Source organism: Lyngbya sp. PCC 8106 (genome assembly GCF_000169095.1).
Lineage (GTDB): Bacteria > Cyanobacteriota > Cyanobacteriia > Cyanobacteriales > Microcoleaceae > Capilliphycus.
The window spans coordinates 1-21949 of record NZ_AAVU01000056.1; the positions used below are offsets into that span (position 1 = coordinate 1).

Annotated in this window: 10 protein-coding genes; 3 read left to right on the forward strand and 7 right to left on the reverse strand. The window is 39.6% G+C overall.

All coding sequences use genetic code 11. From position 1 onward, the window contains the following. Positions 1–232: 232 nt before the first annotated feature. From L8106_RS30040 to sufB, 6 genes are all read right to left on the reverse strand, one after another. Positions 233–5194, reverse strand: a complete 4962-nt coding sequence (locus L8106_RS30040) for a PAS domain S-box protein (protein WP_009787478.1) — start codon at positions 5192–5194, stop codon at positions 233–235. Positions 5195–5674: 480 nt separating this feature from the next. Beyond that, a complete protein-coding gene (locus L8106_RS31800) occupies positions 5675–8947 on the reverse strand; it encodes an EAL domain-containing protein (protein ID WP_009787479.1) in 3273 nt (1090 codons plus the stop codon). Between the two features lie 412 nt (positions 8948–9359). Further along, positions 9360–10622, reverse strand: coding sequence for a SufS family cysteine desulfurase (locus L8106_RS25850; protein WP_009787480.1), 1263 nt, complete (start codon positions 10620–10622; stop codon positions 9360–9362). Between the two features lie 153 nt (positions 10623–10775). Beyond that, positions 10776–12116, reverse strand: coding sequence for a Fe-S cluster assembly protein SufD (gene sufD, locus L8106_RS25855; protein WP_009787481.1), 1341 nt, complete (start codon positions 12114–12116; stop codon positions 10776–10778). Further along, the gene (sufC, locus tag L8106_RS25860) at positions 12116–12898 is read right to left on the reverse strand and encodes a Fe-S cluster assembly ATPase SufC (RefSeq protein ID WP_009787482.1); all 783 of its coding nucleotides are present in this window, start codon (positions 12896–12898) and stop codon (positions 12116–12118) included. Before sufC ends, sufD begins: the two co-directional genes overlap by 1 nt. Before the next feature lie 133 nt (positions 12899–13031). Then, positions 13032–14468: a Fe-S cluster assembly protein SufB gene (sufB, locus tag L8106_RS25865; protein WP_009787483.1), complete on the reverse strand. Its 1437-nt coding sequence runs from the start codon at positions 14466–14468 to the stop codon at positions 13032–13034. Between the two features lie 230 nt (positions 14469–14698). On the opposite strand from sufB, the gene sufR reads away from it, so the two are divergent. Together sufR and L8106_RS25875 are read left to right on the forward strand one after the other, a co-directional pair. Next, complete coding sequence (gene sufR, locus L8106_RS25870; RefSeq protein WP_009787484.1) at positions 14699–15346, forward strand: iron-sulfur cluster biosynthesis transcriptional regulator SufR; 648 nt, start codon at positions 14699–14701, stop codon at positions 15344–15346. 94 nt (positions 15347–15440) lie between these two features. After that, positions 15441–15818: a hypothetical protein gene (locus L8106_RS25875; RefSeq protein ID WP_009787485.1), complete on the forward strand. Its 378-nt coding sequence runs from the start codon at positions 15441–15443 to the stop codon at positions 15816–15818. A gap of 88 nt (positions 15819–15906) precedes the next feature. Here the strand turns inward: L8106_RS25875 and L8106_RS25880 are convergent, their stop codons facing one another. Beyond that, a complete protein-coding gene (locus L8106_RS25880) occupies positions 15907–18879 on the reverse strand; it encodes an EAL domain-containing protein (protein ID WP_009787486.1) in 2973 nt (990 codons plus the stop codon). Positions 18880–19224: 345 nt separating this feature from the next. Here L8106_RS25880 and L8106_RS25885 point away from each other — a divergent pair, with 345 nt between their 5' ends. Continuing rightward, complete coding sequence (locus L8106_RS25885; RefSeq protein WP_009787487.1) at positions 19225–21924, forward strand: tetratricopeptide repeat protein; 2700 nt, start codon at positions 19225–19227, stop codon at positions 21922–21924. The last annotated feature ends 25 nt before the right edge of the window (positions 21925–21949 follow it).

The window sequence follows — 21949 nt, forward strand, 5'->3', positions numbered from 1 at the left end:
CCTACCCTATGCAATGCCAAAATTGTCAATTATACACAAAACTTTAAATATCAGGTGTTGCTGATTATGGGTATGATTTTGCCTCCCTAACTCCCCAACTTTGGGTAGAACGAAACTCTCAAAGTCTCCCACCCCCGGCATCTATTTCTGGAGAGAATGAGCGGATGCTTCGCTGTTTAACAGATGGAAATTTAGAGGACTAATGTTGATTCTATTTTTAAGTTTATTGTTTTTAAAAGAGGAATTTTTGAGTGGATTGCAGCAACGTTTCGGCGTCAGCTTGGGTGAGGGGTTTAGAAAATAAGTAACCTTGTCCAAATTCACATTTTAACTGTTTGAGTTGTTCTAATTGATCTGTGGTTTCAATTCCTTCGGCAATGACTTCCATTCCTAAATTCTGGGCGAGAGTAACAATCGCTTGGGTAATAGCTTTATTTTTAAATTCCGAATTGGCATGAACCACAAATGCCCGATCAATTTTGAGGGTATCAATCGGAAAACTATGCAAATAACTCAATGAAGAATAACCTGTACCAAAATCATCTAAACTGAGTTTAATCTGACGAGATTTAATCTGCTTCAATAGACTTTTAACCGCAGATGGATTATCCATTAACATACTTTCAGTAATTTCTAGCTTGAGACAGTCACGTTTTAAACCTGTTTCTTGGAGAATATCATCAATTTTATCGACTACATCGGGTTCTCGCAACTGACGCCCTGATAAATTCACACTGATTGTTAAATTCGGGAAATTAGGAAACTGTTCGTGCCAAGTTTTCATTTGTAAACAAGCCTGATGTAACACCCATTGACCAATTTCTACAATCAGTCCAGTGATCTCAGTAATCGGAATAAATTTAGCAGGAGAAACAAAATTTCCATTGGGATGTTTCCAGCGAATCAAGGCTTCAAATCCAGTAATATTATCAGTTTTTAAACAAACAATCGGTTGATAATAAACCTGAAATTGTTTTTGTTCTATTGCTTGACGTAAATCAGTTTCAAGTTGGAGGCGTTCAAGCATTTTCAAGTGCATCTGGCGATTAAAAATTGCTGATTTTCCTTGTCCTTGCGCTTTTGCTGAATACATAGCAATATCGGCATCCCGTAAGATTTCTTCAGGTTGTTGATAGTCAGCCGTGACTAACGCAATCCCAATACTGGCATTGGTAAAAACTTGATGACTCCCTAACACAAACGGTAAGTTTAGTTCCTGTTGAATATTTTGAGCCACTTTAATGACTTGATCAATTTGTTGAATTCCTCCTAACAAAATTGTAAATTCATCTCCACCAAAACGAGCTAAAATATCAGTTTTTCGCAAGCAGCTTCTGAGGCGATCTGTAAGAGCGATCAAGAGTTGATCCCCTATAGCGTGTCCTAAACTATCATTAATATATTTAAAATCATCTAAATCAAAAAACAAAACAGAAAACAAACACCCTTTTTGAGTTTTAACTTGTTGAATTGCCTCCTGCAAACGCTCCATAAAAAAGGGTCGATTGGGTAAACTTGTTAAAGAATCGTGATAGGCATTATAACGAAGTTTTTCTTCGGCTAACTTGCGTTCTGTAATATTAATACTGGTTCCTACAATTCTATAAATGTGATTATTGCGATCGCAAATCGGGGTAAGCTGAGTCAGCCAGTGAGAAATACTCTCTTGAAAGGGCATCACTTCTTCGTAACTAATCGTCTTTTTAGCTGTGACACAATCAATATAGTGTTGACGTACAACTTTAGCATAAGAAGCAGGTAAAATCTGTTCAGGTGTTTTTCCTTTCAGTTGTGCAGTTGTGAATTGGGTAAGTTGTTCGTGAATCGGATTTAAACCGACATAACGAAAGTCTCCACTTTCTAAAACATCAACCACAAAAATAGAAACAGCCGCCCCTTGATAAATACTTTGTAAAAATTGTTCATTCTCTCGTAATTGAGCTTCCGCTTGCTGACGTTCGGTGATATCTTCACAAATACACAGCAAATGTTCCGGTTCCATTTCATCATCATAAAGCGGTACTTTCACCGTATGTAAAATACGACGCCCTGAATTTAGGCTATTAACAGATTCTTCAGAAATATCAAGCATCAATCCCCAGTTCAACGCTTCTTGATCTTGTTGAATCATCCGTTTAGCTTGCTCAGGAGGAAACAACTCATGTACCGTTTTTCCGATCACCTGTTCGCTCTTTAACCCAAATAATCTTTCACTGGTTTTATTCCAAAATGTGAACTGCCCAAAATGTTTAGGTTTCCCTTCTTTGACAAAAACCGCAACAGGTAAATGATCAATTAAGGTTTGGAGAAAATTACGAGTTTGTCGAACTTTTTGCATCGCTTCATAACGTTCAGTGACATTTCGCAGAGAAGCTAAAGTTGCAGGTTTTCCCTCCCAAATAATATTCACCATTTGCATTTCTGCCATGATTAATCTCTCTGGAGAATGTACGATCGTCACTTCTGTTGCTTGCTCAACTTTCCCACATAATGAACCCAACCAATACCCAATCAATTCTGAACTCGAACGGTTAAATAAAGACTCTGCTGCTGGATTGATAAAACGAATAATTCCATCAGGATCAACCACAATTAACGCATCGGATATCGCCGTAATAATGGTACTCTGACGGGTTTGACTCTCTCGTAGATCGATCTCAGCTTGCTTGCGGTTGCTAATATCACGCAAAATAATAGTAAAAAATATTCCCTCTGCTAACTCCAATTTAGACACCGAAGCCTCTGCCGGAAACTCAGTTCCATTTTGACGACGACCGATAATTTCTAATGGTTTATTCAAAGACTGATCAATATTTTCTGAATGATATGCTTGAAGATACTGTTGAGGAATTAAAAGGTCTAAAGGCTGACCAATCACTGTTTCTGAGGAATATCCAAAAATTTGTTCGGCACCTTGATTAAACAGTTGAATTCTATCTTGTTGATCAATCGAAATAATCCCATCTTGAGCAATATCTAAAAGTCCTCGCAAACGAGCCTCTGAAGCTTGTAAAGCAACTTCTGTTTGTCGGCGTTCGGTAATATCATTTTGAACCCCAATAAAATGAGTCAGCAGTCCCGCGTCATTAAACACAGGCGAGATATAAAGTTCAATCCAAATTGGAGTCCCATCAGCCCGGTAATTTTGTAAAATGACATTACATTCTTTGGCTTGCTGAACGGCTTGTCTCAATTCGTTAATCCCAGCTTGATCGCGGTTGTTTTGCTGAAAAAACCGAGGGTTATAACCGATCATTTCCGAAGGTGAAAAACCAGTGATTCGTTCAATAGCAGAATTCGCATAAATAATCGGATTATCAGGTTGGTTTGGATCAGTGATCAGAATGCCATTACTGGTGAAATTGATCGCTCGTTCTAACAGGCGTAAACGTTCAGTAGACTCTACTTTTTCAACCGCAGTCGCTAGAATATTGGCGATCGCTTGTAGAAAGTTAACATCATCTTGACTAAAGATTCGTTTGCGGTCAGTATGCGCTCCCAAAACTCCAAAATGCCGATCTTTGAGGCGAATAATCACACTCATTCCGCTCACAACCTGATGCTCACGCAGTAAAGCAGGCCCGTTCAACCGAGTTTCTGTGCGTAAGTCTTCGACCACAACAGGTTCACGACTGAGCAAAGTATAACCGGCTTGAGAGTTTCTTTCCGTTCCGACTGTTGCGGTTCCCACCAGTCCCTCTAACCAACCGACTCCCGCCCGTAATCGCAAGGTTTGACCGTCGGGTAATAGCTCTAAGACTTTGGTATACTCGACTTCGATAACTTCCGCCATCAGGGTTACAGCTTCGGTGAACAATTCATCAAGTGAGGTTTGAGTCAAAGCAAATTGACCCAGTTGAGCCACACTCGCCTGTTGATGAACTCGACTACGAAGCAAGGTTTCAACTTGTTTACGCTCGGTAATATTGCGAGCGACTGCATAGACTAAACTCGTTTCTAGACTGGGAGTGGCTTTCCACGATAACCAGATATAGGAACCCTCTTGACAGCGATAGCGGTTTTCAAATTGAATGGATTTTCCGGTTAATAATTCTTGCCATTTAATCTGAGTTTCTGCTCGATCTTCTGGATGCACCCAAGTAATCAGAGGTTGAGCTAAAAGTTGAGCTTGCGTGTAGCCCAGTGTGGTTTCAAAACAGGGGTTAATTCGCTTGAAGTAGCTATCGAATCCGGCTATACATAACAAATCTGGAGAAAGTAAAAATAAGCAATCCCGTTCTTGTTCGACTTTTTGATATTGATGAAGGGCAGCTTCTCTCAGGTGAATTTCCTCCAAAAAATCCTGGTTGATTTTATGAAGTTTTTTGGCTTGTTCTCGATAGAGATTTGCCAGAAATGTACTAATTCCCACTAACAGAGAAATAGTCATTCCACCTCCTAATAAAATTTCAGAAAGAGGCAGGTTTTGAGTTTTGAATAGGGTTAGATTTGAGGCCAACTGCAATTCCTGAACTTTTTGGTCTAGCTCTTGATCAAGGTCTTGAATCCACTTGGTTTGATGGGGATTAACAAATGTCCAAATCGAGGTCTGATCAGAATTGTGAATTGATGGGTTAGGTGAGTTGATATATTCATCAATTGTTTGTCTTTTTAGCTCGTTCAAACAATCATTTACATTTAAAATACCAATAATTGTTTCTTGCAGTTTATCTTGATCAAAACTAGGAATAATAACCAGTAATAATCTGTCTTTAGAAATGGCATCTATTAGAGGTTCAACTATTAACTGATCAGTTTTTTTGAGGCTTTTTTGATCAGTTTTTTTCCATTTAGCTACCGCCAATCCTAAGTCTTCCGGAGAAATATCACCGTTGTCTTTAGAGACGATAATATTGGTATTATTCTCTGTATTATTCTCCGTCCAAATGATTGCTTTATAGCCCGTAGTATTGTTTAAAAATAAACTGATTTGGGCTTCTCGCTTTAGACGTGAAGGAGGATTAAAATGCCATTGTTTGCTGATTTGATTGAGGAGAAGAACTCGATCTTGAATTTTCTCCTGGAGTTCTATTTTTAGATGTACTTTTGTAAGTTGAGTATTGCGTTCAAATTCGGCTTTTTTCTCTTGCTGTAAATTTTGCCAGAAGATTAACGTTGCACTCAGAATCAAACTCGCTGCTAAAACAGAAGACAATATTTTTTTTACCGATTTTAGAAAATTCAAATCTGACATATTAATTAACTCCTGACCTAAGTTTAGGAGAGTATAGTTTTTGAGCTTACCCAATCTGAATATTAATTTAGTTATAGATTTGAATAGACTTATTGATAAAAATTTACTATCAAATAAAATTGATTTATACAGACTGAAGCAAGCGACAAGTATAGAGCTTCAATGGTTATAATCCAACTCTTTGACTCAAATTACATTTGTTTACAGAGTAAATATAACCCGCAAACTCTATTGATAATATTGTAACAGACAAATAGAGTTGATCAAACAAATTAAACTTTGAGGGAGTATAAAGAAACCATTAGCTACAACGGCAAGAGTTGACAAGGATGATATAATCAAGGTGAGGATATCTGTACTTTGATAACAATTTAAACGATTAACGAATCAACAAAACTTGTGTAAAGCCCAGAGAGAGAGCAAGAGCAATAATTTTATATTTCGTAATCAAAATTTATAAAAATAAACAGAAAATCTTCATCAATGAGCAGAATTCGCCTCACTCAATGAACGTTGAATAAGACTGAGAAGATGAGTAATATCTTGAGCATCTAAAGCTTTAGAAAACAAATGTCCCTGTCCATATTCACAGCCCAAACCCTTCAGCTTTTCCAACTGAAAAACCGTTTCAATCCCTTCAGCAATCGTATTCATTGCCAAAGCATTAGCCAGCCTCAAAATCGCTTTAATAATTGCGGTATTCTCATGGTTTTGCTTAAGCCTTTTCACAAAAGAACGATCAATTTTCAAAGTATTAATTGGAAAACGATGTAAATAACTCAAAGACGAATAACCCGTCCCAAAATCATCCAAACTCAACTGAATATTCCGATCTTGAATTTGACGAAGAATCTTCAGAGCCTGATCATAATTTTCGATCAACAAACTTTCAGTAATCTCCAACTTGAGACAATGACTCGGTAAACCCGTTGTCGCTAAAACCTGATCAATCTGCTCTAATAAATCCGGTTCTCGTAACTGTTGACTCGACAGATTAACACTCACAGTCAGATTTTTGAATAGAGGAAACTGTTTGCGCCAAACCTGCAATTGTTCACAAGCTTGATAGAGTACCCACTGACCAATCTTACTAATTAACCCGATTTCTTCAGCCACCGGAATAAACAAAGCCGGAGAAATAAAACCCTTATAGGGATTCAGCCAACGAATCAGCGCCTCAAAACCGATCACCTCCCCAGTTGTAATTGAGACAATGGGTTGATAATAAACTTGAAACTCGTTGAGTTCCAACGCTCGTCTAAGTTGACTTTCAAGCTGCAACCGTTCTACCGCCTGTCGGTGCATTCTAGTATCAAACACCGCATAAGCCCCTTTTCCCATCTCCTTCGCCCGATACATGGCTGAGTCTGCATTTTGCAGCAATTCTTCAGGATGCTGTTCGTGACGAGAACAACTCAAAGCAATACCAATACTGACATTGGTAAACACCTCATTCCCACTTAAATTAAACGGAAGCATCAACTGTTGATGAAGATGACGAGCAACTTTGATCGCATCCGTAATATTGTTTATCTGTTCGAGTAAAATCGTAAATTCATCGCCTCCCAATCGAGCCAAAGTATCTCTTGAACGTAGACAACCTTCTAGCCGACGAGCGATCGCAATCAATAATTGATCTCCAATCTGATGTCCTAAACTATCATTAACGCGCTTAAAATTATCCAAATCCAAAAACAAAACCGCAAACAATTCCCCAGAAGTCTGTTGAACCTGCTTGATAGAATGAGCCAAACGATTCAAAAACAAAGCCCGGTTGGGAAGATTGGTCAAAGTATCATAAAAAGCATGATGACGCAGTTGGTCTTCGGCTTGCTTGCGTTTAGTAATATCTTCACCAATACAAAGCAGATATTCAGTATCGGGATAGTGATTGAGTAAAGGTACTTTCACTGTATGCAAAATCCGTTGTCCGAGGGTTTGAGTCTCCACCCGTTCTTCTGGAATATCCAACACCTTACCTGCTGACAACACCGCTTGATCTTGTTGGTGAAAAAATTCAGCTTGTTCAGGTGGAAACACATCATAAACCGTTTTCCCCAAAACCTCAACAGCACTCAAGCCAAACAACTGTTCACAGGCTTTATTCCACAACCGAAACCGCCCCAACTTCTCCTGATAGGCTTCTTTGACAAACACCGCCACAGGTAAATGGTCAATCATCGTCTGGAGAAAATTACGAGTTTGACGAACTTCTTCTTGAGCTTCGTAGCGTTCGGTGATATCGTTTTGAACCCCAATAAAATGAGTCAAATGTCCGCGATCATTAAAAACAGGAGCAATCTGAAGATCATTCCAGAATAGACGGCCATCTTTACGATAATTTTGGATAACGACTCGACATTCTCGACCTTGTAAAAGAGCGGTTCTCAAACGTTCAACTAGAGAAGAATCGGTTTGTGGCCCCTGCAAAAAACGACAGTTCTGCTCAATCACCTCCTCCTTACTGTAGCCTGTAATCCGTTCAAAGCCCGCGTTCACATAAATTATCGGATGATCTGTTTCCGTCGCATCAGTAATGATAATTCCGTTGCTACTGGCATTAATCGCCCGTTCCATTAAATACAGACTTTCTGTAGATTGTTGGCGGGCGACCGCAGTGGCGATAATATTGGCGATCGCTTGAATAAAATGGATATCATCACCACTAAACTGGCGTGAACTTCGGGAGTAAAGACTTAAAACGCCGTAGGGTTCGTCTTCTTCACCGATAATGACGCTCATTCCACTAACGATGCGATGGTTGTGAAGCAGAGGTTCACCTTTAAAGCGAGTTTCGACTCGTAGATCTTCAACCACCACAGGCTGCTTGTGAGCGAGAGTGTAGCCCGCGTGAGAGTGAGAAGCAGTGCTGATACGAGCATAACCCACCAGTCCAGACGACCAACCGACTCCCGCTTTCAACAGAAACGCAGAACCATTGGGTAACAGTTCTAAGATTTTGACAAAGTGAACGTTTAAAGTCTGAGCAACAAGAGTGGAAATTTCAGTCAATAATTGATCCAGGTTAGTCTGACTGAGTGCATATTGACCCAATTGAGCAACCGTTGCTTGTTGTTCAATCCGCGATTGTAATTGAGCCACAGAATGCTTATATTCAGTCACATCCCGAGCAACCGCATACAACAATCCTTCTTGTACAAACGGCGCTGAAGTCCAAGATAACCAGCGATAATCACCATCTCGACACCGATAGCGGTTTTCAAAGTTGAATGAGGGTTTTCCTTGAGCAATCTCAGCAAGTTCGGCTTTGGTGGCGGCTTGATCGTCTGGGTGTACAAATTCCCATAGGGGAACGGACAACAATTCGGCTTCAGTATAACCCAGTGTATTGACAAAAGCGGCATTCACCCGTTGAAAATACCCCTCAAAACTGGCGATACAGAGTAAGTCGAGGGAAAGGCTAAAAAAGCGATCGCGTTCTTGGATGAAAGGTTGACACTGAGGCGGATCGATTTGTGAGTGAGTCTCTAACTCCGCGTTAACTTGTAGCTGAGAGATGAATCGAGTCGCGATCGCTCCGAGTAATATTCCGAGTGCGAATGTTAACCCTGTTAAGCTCAATTGTACCGTCTGGGTGATTGGGTCTTGAATAAAAACCGATTGCCTTAAAATTAATGTTGTTCCCAAAATTCCCGAACCGACAACCATCGTCAGCCATGCTTGACCCAAAATAGTTTTAGTGTTTAGAGAGTTTCTAGGGAAATATTTTTTCACCTGATGTAAAATTTGCATTGTTATGAGGTTAATGATTAACCGACTAAATTCCTGATCCTGATCAGTAGATGCACTTTTCTAGGTTGGGTTTTGTCGGGGTATTTGATGAGTTAATCGTCCTCAGCACTTCCATCTCATCGCTTCGCGTAGAATAGACAAAGCCTATACTGTTGGTTTCCCGATCTCAACCCAAACTCATTCTCAGCGACCGCAACTCTTAGGGTTGTTCGAGTGGCACGAAATTGAGTTAAAGCTTTATTTTAGATGAAAACTGATAAAAACTTAGTTTGATATCGTACCGTATTTCTAGGATCAATGCTATCTCACTTGTGATAGAGGCGATCACATCGAGCTTGAATGAGAAATCCCCCATCTCGTGACAGGGGAATTGCTAAGATTAAACAAATAAATGTGATAAGTTTTGACAAACTCAGGAAAACATCTGGTTAAAAAAGGCGATTGTTTCTTTGAGCTGAGTGACAAACACATCAACTTCTTCCCGAGTATTGTAAAAATAAAAACTTACCCGAGCAGAACCATTTACATTCAGATATTGATGTAGGGGTTGAGTACAATGATGTCCAGAACGAATGGCTATCCCTACATCATTAAGTAAGGTTGATAAATCATTAGCATGAATTTCTCCGACGGTAAAACTCGCTAAAGCCGCTCGTCCCGAACCATCTGCTTGCGGTTTTGGCCCGTAGATTGTAAGTTCAGGAATATCTTTCAACTTCTCAAATAAATAAGCGGTTAATTCCTGTTCATAAGCATGAATTTTATCCATACCTATTTTCATTAAATAATCGACTGCTGCTCCTAATGCGATTGCTTCTCCAATTGCCGGGGTTCCCGCTTCAAATTTATGGGGAAGTTCTCCAAAGGTAAATCGATCTAAATACACCTCATCAATCATTTCTCCACCGCCTAAAAAGGGTGGCATTGCTTTCAAGATTTCCAACTTTCCATACAAAAAGCCAATTCCCGTCGGAGCGCACATTTTATGACCCGAACCGACTAACCAATCACAGTCCATTGCTTGCACATCTATAGGCATATGTGGCAAACTTTGGCAAGCATCAATTAAGACTTTTGCACCGTTTTTGTGAGCAATCTTGCAAATTTCTTCTACGGGATTAATGCAGCCGAGAACATTAGAAACATGAACCACAGAAACTAACTTGGTTTGCGGAGAAATCAAGCTCTTAAACTGTTCTAAATCAAAGGTTTGTGTCTCAGTCAGTTCAACAAACTTTAACACAGCGCCTGTGCGTTGTGCGAGCATCTGCCAAGGGACTAAGTTACTATGATGTTCCATCACCGAGAGGATGATTTCATCTCCGGCTTTAATATTATTTAATCCCCAAGAATAAGCAACTAAATTAATGGCTTCGCTCGCATTACGAGTATAAATAATTTCCTGATAGGAAGCAGCATTGACAAATTTTACCAGTTTTTGACGAGCGGCTTCATATTCATCGGTTGCTTTGGCACTCAATGTATGCACACCTCGATGCACATTAGAGTTATACCCTTCGTAATAGTTTCGTAGGGCATCAATCACCACTTGAGGCTTTTGAGAGGTGGCAGCGTTATCGAGATAAACTAACGCATGGTCGTTAACGTCTTGATGTAAGATCGGAAAATCTGAACGAACTTTCTCACCTAATGTTTTTTCTTGAATTAAAGTCATGTTTTCTATCCTTTTTCTGCTGTATGTTCAAAATTAAGGAACTCAATATTACGGAACGGTTATCTGTCGGGGCGCATAGCATACGCCCTTACCCGTTGTTTGGAAATCACGACTAGATGTGTGCAGTTAGCCCAACGACAAACCTGTAACGTGTTAGCTTAATTCGGTGCGACAAGCAACACAGCGACTCAAAATTGTTCGTAAAGAGTCTAAGGGTAACTTCTGCAAAATTTCTGACGCAAAAGCATCAATTAATAAATGACGACTCATGCGATCATCCAAGCCACGACTCCGCAAATAGAAGATTTCATCATCTTCTAACTGACTCACTGTTGCCCCATGAGAACATTTAACATCATCAGCGACAATTTCTAGTTGCGGTTTCGTATTAATTCTCGCTTGGGGTGAGAGTAACAAATTTTGACTGAGTTGGTTCGCATTGGTTAATTGGGCAGCTTGCGACACAACAACTCGGCCATTAAATACACCTCGGGCGCGATCATCTAGAATACATTTATGGACTTGATTATAGATCCCGTGCTGGTGGTTAAAAAAGGTCGCACTGTGAGTATCAGCTAACTGTTCTTCTCCAATTAAAGTTAACCCATTCAGTGTCGTTTCGGTTCCTTCTCCAGCTTGATAAAGATCAAGATTATGACGGGATAATTTCGCCCCTAAACTGATAGTATTGAGGGTATAACGGCTAGTACGTGCTTGAGAAATCGCAGTTCTACCAATATGAAAAGCTTGGGGGGCATCTCGTTGAACTCGGGTATGTTTAACTTCGGCGTTTTCTTCGATCCAAATTTCGGTTACGCTATTCACAAAATAGGGATGATGAGTGGAGAAACCCGAACAATCTTCTAAACTGGCATAATGTTCGATAAAGGTGCAAGAACTCCCCGTTTCAGCGACAACTAATGCCCGAGGTTGACTCATTCTCGGCGTATCATCAGCCGTCGAAATAAACAGTAAATGCAGGGGTGTTTCTACCGCTTGATTTTTCCCCACCCAAATGATCGCGATATCCGTTAGAGAGGCAGTATTGAGGGCGGTAAATATCTCGGAATTGCCTTGTTGTTTGTCGAGATAATCATCTATGCGATCGCCGAAAGATGCAGGTAGATTTCCTAAGTTTCCGGCAAAAATACCGTCGGTTTGGGAGAAGGTTGATAAATGCGGTGCATACTCACCATCGACAAACACTAAGCAGCTATTTTCAGCTTCAGGTAAAGTTAGGGGTGAAATATCTTCTGGTGTAAGCTGCATCGGTTTTGCAACCTGAAAATTCACCTGCAACAAACCCGACAAATCTGTAAACCGCCAATCTTCTTCTTTTTGAGTTGGAATTGCTTTGTCTTGTAGTTCTGTTGCAGCGCGATCGCGAAGATCTTGCAGATGCGAATTTTGAGGAACAATTGTTTGGGTTTTCGCCAAGTTTAACAATTGTTTCAAATAAGAAACTTCGGGTTTATCTTGAACTTGTGTAACCATTAAACTCCCACTTTTGCAGCTTCAATCACTTCATCGTAGCCTTTTTCTTCGAGTTCTAAGGCTAATTCTTTGGTTCCGGTTTTGATAATTTGTCCGGCTTGCATGACATGAACAAAATCCGGCACAATATAGTCTAATAATCGTTGATAGTGGGTAATCACTAACATAGAATTATCAGCCGTTGCTAACTGGTTCACGCCACCTGCAACAATTCTGAGTGCATCAATATCTAAACCAGAATCAGTTTCATCCAAAATGGCGAGTTTGGGTTCGAGTAATGCCATTTGTAGGATTTCATTCCGCTTTTTCTCGCCGCCTGAAAAGCCTTCATTAACACTGCGTTCGAGAAATTCAGGCTTCATTTTAACAACTTCTAATTTATCGCGAATTAGGTCATCAAAATCAAAGGCATCTATTTCTTCTTTTCCCTGACTTTTCAAACGGGCGTTATAAGCCGCTCGCAGAAAATCTAAGTTGGTTAAACCGGGGATTTCTAGAGGATATTGAAACGCCAAAAATATTCCCGCGATTGCCCGTTCATTCGGTTCTAATTCTAACAAATTCTGCCCTAAAAAGGTCACTTCTCCGCCCGTGACTTCATAGGCTGGATGACCTGCTAATACTTTGGAAAAGGTGCTTTTTCCCGAGCCATTTTGACCCATCACCGCATGAATTTCTCCGGCTTTGATCTCTAAGTTTAACCCCTTGAGAATCGGTGTTCCGTCAACATTGGCGGTTAAATCTCGGACAGACAGAATCACTTCGCTATTTTCTCGAATCATTTTGGTTTCTAGTCACAGAAAAATGAACAATGGATACAAGTTTATTGAGTAGAGACGCTGCATTCAACATCTCTACAATCGGTTTTGGCTACTCGACATCTGTTTTTTTGGTTTGAGGTTAATTGACGAAGAACTAACCCACACTTCCTTCTAATTTAAGACTGAGTAATTTATCGGCTTCAACGGCAAATTCCATCGGCAATTCGTTGAAGACATCTTTACAGAATCCGCTAATAATTAGAGAGACGGCATCTTCTTCGGAAATTCCCCGTTGTGTGAGGTAGAACAGTTGATCTTCTCCGATTTTTGAAGTCGAGGCTTCATGTTCAACTTTGGCGGTGTTGTTATCGACTTGAATGTAGGGGAATGTATTAGCTTGACCTCTATCCCCGATTAACATTGAATCACATTGAGAATAGTTCCGAGCGCCTTTTGCTTTCGGCCCTATTTTCACTAAACCGCGATAACTATTGGATGAATTACCTGCCGAAATTCCTTTAGAAATAATCGTGCTACGGGTGTTTTTGCCAATATGAACCATTTTGGTTCCGGTGTCGGCTTGTTGCATATTATTGGTGAGGGCAACAGAGTAAAATTCTCCGACGGAATTATCTCCAATTAATATACAACTGGGATATTTCCAAGTGATAGCTGAACCTGTTTCAACTTGTGTCCAAGAAATCTTAGAATTCACCCCTTTACAGAGTCCGCGTTTGGTCACAAAGTTGTAGATTCCGCCTTTACCGTTTTCATCTCCAGCAAACCAGTTTTGGACGGTGGAATATTTGATTTCGGCGTTGTCTAAAGTCACTAATTCAACGACAGCCGCGTGGAGTTGGTTGGTGTCAAACATCGGGGCGGTACAGCCTTCGAGATAGGTGACGGAACTGCCTTCTTCTGCGACAATTAACGTGCGTTCAAATTGGCCCGAATCTCCGTTATTAATCCGGAAATAGGTGGATAAGTCCATCGGACATTTGACACCTTTGGGGATGTAGACAAAAGAACCATCACTAAAGACGGCGGAGTTGAGGGCAGCGAAGAAGTTATCCCCAACGGGAACCACGCTTCCTAAGTATTTTTCGATGAGTTCAGGATGTTCTTTGACGGCCTCGGAAATGGAACAGAAAATCACTCCATCTTCGGCGAGTTTTTCTTTGAAGGTTGTTCCAATGGAAACGCTATCAAATACCGCGTCAACGGCGACATTGGCTAAACGTTTTTGTTCAGAGAGGGAAATCCCCAGTTTCTCGAAAGTTTCAAGTAACGTCGGGTCTACTTCGTCGAGGCTGCCTTTCTTTTCGTTTACTTTCGGTGCAGAATAGTAAACAATATTTTGGTAATTGATTGCGGGATAGTTAACGTGGGGCCAAGTCGGTTCGCTCATTTTCAGCCATTGCCGATAGGCTTTGAGTCGAAAGTTTAACATAAACTCTGGCTCGTTTTTCTTGGCGGAGATCAGGCGAACGACGTCTTCATTGAGTCCGGCGGGAATCGAGTCTGACTCGATATCGGTAACAAAGCCGTACTTATAGGGTTCGTTGACTAGGGTTTTAACTGAAGCAGTCATAGGTTTAATGAGTTTAGGGTTCTTCTGGGATCGTTGATAATCAGTTGTTTACCGATGGCAGATCAGGGACGGAACTCGCTTGTGAATGACACGGGTTTTTTGCTTTCAGTCTTCCGTCTCTACTCTCCGAACTTAAACAACAGATTTGTTACTTTAGTCTATTTTAAGCTACATTAACAATAAGTGCATTGTCAAAGTCTAATTTTGTAAAATTTTTATAAAAAATACCGATGACCACTACTCAGCAGCATTCCACTAAGCGCGATATCGTGCAACAACTCATCAAGCGAGGTCAAGCCACAGCACTAGAGTTGGCAGGGTTCCTCGAAATCAGTCCCCAAGCGATTCGCCGTCATCTCAAAGATCTAGAAGCTGAAGGTGCTATTCAATACGAGTCTGTCCAGGTGGGGATGGGAAGACCGCAGCATATTTATCAGCTTACCAGTCAGGGGCGCGATCGCTTTCCCAAACGATATGATGAGTTTGCGATTTCGTTCCTCGATACGTTAACGGAAACGGTTGGACATGAACAAGTCAGTCAAATTTTACAAAAACAATGGCAACGTAAAGCCTTAGAATATCGTCAACAAGTCGGAACAGGTTCAGTTCAAGAACGAGTTGCTCGGTTAGTGGAACTTCGCAAAACAGAAGGCTACATGGCGGAATGGTATGCGATGGAGTCTTCGAGTCCGAAAACTGAACAGTATGTGTTAACGGAGCATAACTGCGCTATTTCTAATGTGGCGGAATCGTTTCCGAGTGTTTGCGGCCACGAATTAGAGATGTTTAGTGCAGTTCTGTTTGATTGTACTGTGGAACGAACGCACTGGATTGTTAATGGCGAACATCGCTGTGGATATTTAATTATTAACCAGTAGGATGACGGTTAACAGTGAACAGTAAAAAGACGGCTAAGAGTCCTTCGTTCTACTCAGGATGACGTAGATTTAATGTTTAATTTTTAATTAAGTTATGCAACCCCCAATGGAATTTTTGACCTCGGAAGAAGCCATTCAAGTCGATGCGGCTTTATTGTCCTCTAAAGAAAAATTCTCGACTCGATTAGCGATTTATGCGTTGAGGTGTTTAAAACAAATTGCGGCTGAAAAAGAAATTTCTATTGAAGCCGTTACCGCTCAACAAGTCTCTGACTGGATTAAAAAGGACGAAAAGATGCAACAACAACTTGAACTCGATAGCGGTTTTGAACTGTTTTTTACTCGTTTAGTCTTGTCGTCGTTGAAGCCTTTAACACAAATCGCTCAGTCAGAACAGCAACCGATAGAAAAATTGACAATTAAACAGGTAGTCAGTTGGTTTGAAAAAGACAGTAAGATTCGACAAGAATAAAGAAATGATGTTACTTTTTGAGAGTTGTAATTTTAAGATTGTAATTTTAAGATTGTAATTTAAAAAAAATCAAAGATTTAAACAGCAATTATTCTATCCAAAACTGTTGAGATTCGAGTAATTTATCGGCTTCAATGGCACTGACAGGTTTAGAAAATAAATAACCCTGTCCGTATTCACATTCTAACGCTTGAAGATGTTTTAAATGTTCGACTGTTTCTATCCCTTCGGCAATTACATCCATTCCTAAAGTGTGTGCTAAAGTGATAATAGCCTGAACAATGGCAGTATTTTCAGGGTTGAGATTCATCCGTACAATAAAAGATCGATCAATTTTTAGGGTATTGATGGGGAAGTTATGTAGATAGCTTAAGGAGGAATATCCCGTGCCAAAATCATCTAGACTAAGTTGAATATTTTGCGATCTAATTTGGATTAATTTTTCTTTGACATCTTCAGGGTTTTCCATTAATATGCTTTCTGTGATTTCTAATTTTAGATTTTGAGGATTGATCTGAGTTTCCGTCATCACTTGATTAATCTTTTTGACAAAATTATAGTCTTGAATTTGGCGACTTGAGAGGTTTACACTCATCTTTAAATGCTGCATCCGGGGATTTGTTCGAGTCCAGGCTTTGAGTTGATGGCAAGCTGTTTTTAGCACCCAGGAACCGAGTTCAATAATTAATCCCGTTTCTTCTGCTACTGGAATAAATTGATAGGGCGAAATCAAACCTTTAGTCAGATGTTGCCAACGAATTAAAGCCTCAAATCCGACAATTTGATGGGTTTGCAAACAAACAATAGGTTGATAGTAGACTAAAAAATCTTGCTGTTCCCAAGCATAACGCAAATCGGTTTCTAACTGAAGTCGGTGTTGACTTTTTTTACGCATTTGTGAGTTAAAAATAGCATAACAATTTTTTCCTCTTTGTTTGGCTGAATACATAGCAATATCTGCATCTCGCAATACTTCTTCTGGGTAGGTATAATCTGGACTGATCAGTGCTATTCCTAGACTGGCATTACTAAACAATTGATGACTACTGAGATCAAACGGAAAGGTTAATTTATGCTGTATATTCTGCACAACAGTAATCGCTTGACTGACTTGTTCAATATCTTTGAGAAGAAAGGTAAATTCATCCCCGCCTAAACGCGCCAGAATATCTCCTGAACGTAGACAAGTTTCCAAACGATCAGCGATTGCAATGAGTAGTTGATCACCGATAATATGTCCTAAACTTTCATTGACAAACTTGAAGCTATCGAGATCTAAAAAGACTACAGCAAATGAAGTCTGATTTAAGGTTTTGGTTTGAGTAATCGCTTGTTCCAACTGATCCATAAATAAAGCCCGGTTGGGTAAGTTGGTCAGCGCATCGTAAAAAGCACTGTGTCGGAGTTGTTCTTCTGCTTGCTTGCGTTCAGTGATATCTCGCAGCGAAACTAAAGTCGCTTTTTCTCCTTCCCAATCAATCTCAACCGATCGTATTTCTACAAAGACTAGCTTTCCTTTTGGCTGTACAATTGTTAACTCTATTTTGTCTTCTTCGAGTAAAAAATTACCAATCGGATAGCCGATCAGAAAAGACTCTGATCGATCAAATAAAACTTCCGCTGCCAGGTTGACAAACTTAATTAAACCATTAATGTTAATAACAATCAACGCATCAGAAATGGCTGATACGATCTTTTTGAGACGCTCTTGAGACTTTTTAAGATTGGCTTCTGAGCGTTTGCGTTCGCTAATATCTTTTTGAATTCCAATAAAGTTTGTGAGTTTTCCTTTATTATTAAAAACAGGGGAAATAAACAGTTCATTCCAAAATAAACTCCCATCTTTGCGATAGTTCCGCAACACAACATTGCATTCTTTTTTTGCTGAAATCGCTGCTCGAATGATATTAATTTCGGGTTGATTTCGGTCTTTTCCTTGTAGGAAGCGACAGTTTTTACCCATGATTTCAGATGCGGGATAACCAGTGCTATGCTCGACGGCTGTATTGAAATAAATAATCGGATTATCGGGTTGATGGGGATCGGTGATAATGATACCATTATTAGCTGAATTGATAGCTCGTTCTAGTAGGTGAAGATATTCTTCAGATCGGTGTCGTTCGACAGCCATTGCTAGAATATTGGCGATCGCTTGCAGAAAATTGATATCGTCTGTGCTAAATTGACGTTGTTTTTTACTATGAACAGCGAGGACTCCAAAGGGGTTTTTTCTCGAACCGATCACCACACTAATCCCACTGATAATCTCATGTTCATGCAGCAAAGATGATCCGTTAAAACGGGTTTCAGCCTGTAGATTTTCGACGACTACAGGTTCATTTTGAAGTAAGGTATAACCAACATGGGTGTTCTCTCCCTTCTCAACAGTTGTGGTTTCAATTAGACCCGCTTCCCAACCCAAACCTGCTATGATTAAAAAATGGTGATTGTCTGGTAGAAGTTGTAAAATTTTGCTATATTCGACATCTAGAATCTCGGCAGTCATCTTGACCGATTGCTGAAATAATTGCTCAAGAAAATTAGTTTTGTCTACGTCAATAGTTTTTTCTAAAGCGAGTTGACCGAGTTGAGCCACCGCCGCTTGTTGGCGAACTCGCCATCGCAATTGAGTTTCGGTGTGTTTTTGCATGGTTATATCCCGAGCGACAGCATAAACTAAATTGTTTTCGAGGTCGGCTATTGCAGTCCAAGATAAGTATTTATAGGAATTATCCTGACAGCGAAAACGATTTTCAAAATTTATGATAGGCTCTTGATTGAGAAGCTGCTCAAATGCTTGAAGAGTTGCGTTTTGATCATCCGGATGAACATATTCAATCCATGGTTGAGCGAGTAGTTGTCCGGCTGTATAGCCTAATATGCTTTCAAAAGCGGGGTTAACTTCCTTGAAATAGCCATTAAAATCTGTTATCCCTACTAAGTCCGGTGAGAGCATAAACAAGCTATTTTGGATTTCATCAATTGATTTTTCTTTGGTGATTTTAGAGTATTTTTTTTGATAAAAATCCAATTTTTTTTGAATAAGATTCCAGATATTCATAATTCTATTTTTTTCTACTATTTTAGATTGGAAATTATTTTGATAATCAATTTTAATTCACTTAATTTCAAGAACCCAAATCATCAGTTTTAACTGAACTTAAATTATCCTTAAAGTTTTAGTTTTTCCAAGTTTATCTATCCTATATTATTTTTGATCAATTTAAAAAAATTGAATTATATAAATTATACATTTTGCAATGATTCTTTACAATTAAAAAGCAGTGAATTCAGGATTGATGAATTGATTGAAAATGGTACAATCTATTTGAGCCGGGAAAAACCCTCCTAAGCTTGTATTTATTAAGTCTCCAAGAACCTGTTTATCATTCATCTAGGGTTAAAAATGAAGATTGAATTACAACTTCAACTTGCTCTTTCCCATTTGGAACAGGGAAAAATTGAGAGTTCTATAGAAATTTGTCAACAAGTTCTCCGTCTATCTCCCCGTTGTGCCGTTGCCTATCGAATTTTAGGCAATATCCGAGAAGTTCAAGAACAGTTAACTGAAGCCGCTTTAGCCTATGCAAAAGCCATTGAACTACAACCCGACGATGCAGTAGCTTATGCTCATCTTGCCCAACTTTATCGCAATGCTGGATGGATTGATGATGCCGTGCTACTTTATCAAACTGCGATTAAACTCCAAACAAGCTGGATAGCTCTATATTACCATCTGGGAGAGGCTTTTTATCAACAAGGAAATTTTACCTCATCTATTGCGAGCTATCAAAAAGTAATTACAAAAAACCCTAAATTTGTTAAAGCTTATCTAGGTTTAGCCCTTGTTTTTAATAGTCAATCTCAAGTTGATCAGGCTATTAAACTCCTTAAAAGAGTGATTAATATCGATTCAAATTATACAGAAGCCTACAATACTTTGGGCTGTCTGCTGATTGAGAAACAACAATTCCTAGACGCTGTTGAAATCTTCCAAAAAGCGATTAATCAAAAACCAGAATGGGCAATACTTTATAATAATCTGGGTCAGGCTTGGCTGGCACTCGAAAAAAAAGGTCAAGCGATTAAAGCTTATCATCGCGCCCTAGAACTTCAACCCAGTTTGACAATAGCTTACCTCAATTTAGCCAAACTTTACCAACAGCATAATCATTATAAAAGAGCCGTTGATTATTTTCAAAAAGCTATCGAACAAACGCCTAAAAATATTCTCGCCTATAGTGACTGCGGTTATTCTCTACAAAAACAAGGTCAATTTGATCAGGCGATGGTTTACTATCAAAAAGCAATTGCTTTAGATCCTAAATTTGTAGAAGCCTATTGTCGTCGGTTTGAGTCTATGTCGATTTCAGAAACAGAAGCGGATGAGTGGCAACTTGCAAAAAATGCTTGTGTTCGTTTCCTCCGCAGTTTACAACAAATTAACTTCAATTCCGGGAACTTTAACGCCTCTGATCAGTCTAGAGAATCGTCTGACAATTTACACCTCTATGATCATTTCATTCAGTTTAACGTGCATTTAGGAAATGCTTTAACGCAATATGGTAAATTTGATCAAGCCGCAAGACATTATCAAAATGCCTTACAACTTCAGCCGCGGCGAGTAGAAATCTACTGGCGGTTAGCTTATTGTTTTCTTCAACAAAAGCAGTGGAATCTAGCGATTGCGATTTGTCATTTAGCCCAAGCAAGACGTGATAAAACTCATCAGTCGATAGCAGAAATTGATTTACTTTTAGGTTATATTGCTGAAAAACAAAACCGTTGGGAAACTGCTATTTATTATTATACCAAAGTGTTACAGGAAAGTCGAACTTATCCCACTAATTTGATTGCTAAACTCCCTGATTTATGTGAGGAAATTTCACCGCAGCAGCAACCTCCCAAACAGGTTTTACAGTCAGCAGTTAAGTATATTTCTATTTCCCCAACTTCCCCCGCTTCCCCCGCTTCCCCAACTTCTTCTCAAAACTGTGGAGGTTTGGAATGTCAACCCTGTTTAAAGCAAATTTTTCAACAGTTAGAGTTAACTAATTTAGGACAAGGAATTTATAAAAATTCACCCGAAAAACAGGTTCCAATTCATAATTTTGAAACCTTTGTGGCGATGATTCCAAATGGACGGGTTTGGATTGTTCCTCAAGAAAATTATTGGATGGTTTGTAAAGCGATCGCAATTCTAACACCTGACAACCAATTATTAGCGGATGTTTCTCGGGAATATCCGGGTGAACTTCCGGGATGTCAAGGGTATAATCCTCAGAATCATCAAGTTTTTCAACAGCAAAATTTACCACCCATAAAATTAGTAAAAGGATCGGTTGCAGTATTATCTGGACTCTCCGGGCATATTTATTTTCATTGGATGGTTGATGTTTTACCTCGGATTGAACTCTTGCGTAAAAGTGAGATAAAATTAGAGGAGATTGACTGGTTTTTGGTGAATAGTTATCAACTTCCTTTTCAGCGAGAAACGTTGAATATATTGGGAATACCGACTGAGAAAATCTTAGAAAGTGATCGGGATTGTCATCTGCAAGCCGAACAGTTAATTGTGCCTTCTTTTGCTGGATATTTGGGGTGGTTACATCCGTGGGCAATTGAATTTCTGCGAGATACGTTTCTGCCGTTAACCGTTCAGAAAAAAGCCGAAAATCCGGAACGAATTTACATCAGTCGGGCGAAGGCGAGACACCGACAAGTGATGAATGAAACTGAAGTGATGGAGGTATTAAAGCCGTTGGGGTTTGTAGAAGTTTTTTTGGAGTCGATGTCATTTTCTGAGCAAGTTCAATTATTTTCCCAGGCGAAAGTGATTGTTGCGGCTCATGGAAGCGGTTTGACAAATATTGTTTTTTGTAGTAAAGAAGTTAAAGTGATAGAATTTATATCACCCCATTATGAACGATATTATTATCGGGTCATTAGTCAATATCTGGGGTTGGAACATTACTCGTTAACCGGAGTTGGATTTGTTTGTTATCCCATTCGGAGTATGATGTATCCAAACCCGCTAATTGAAGATATTTGGGTGAATATCAGCACTCTCAAGCGGTTAATTCAGCAGATGAAACTCAAGGATTAACTCAAGCATAGGGGCGAGGGTACGT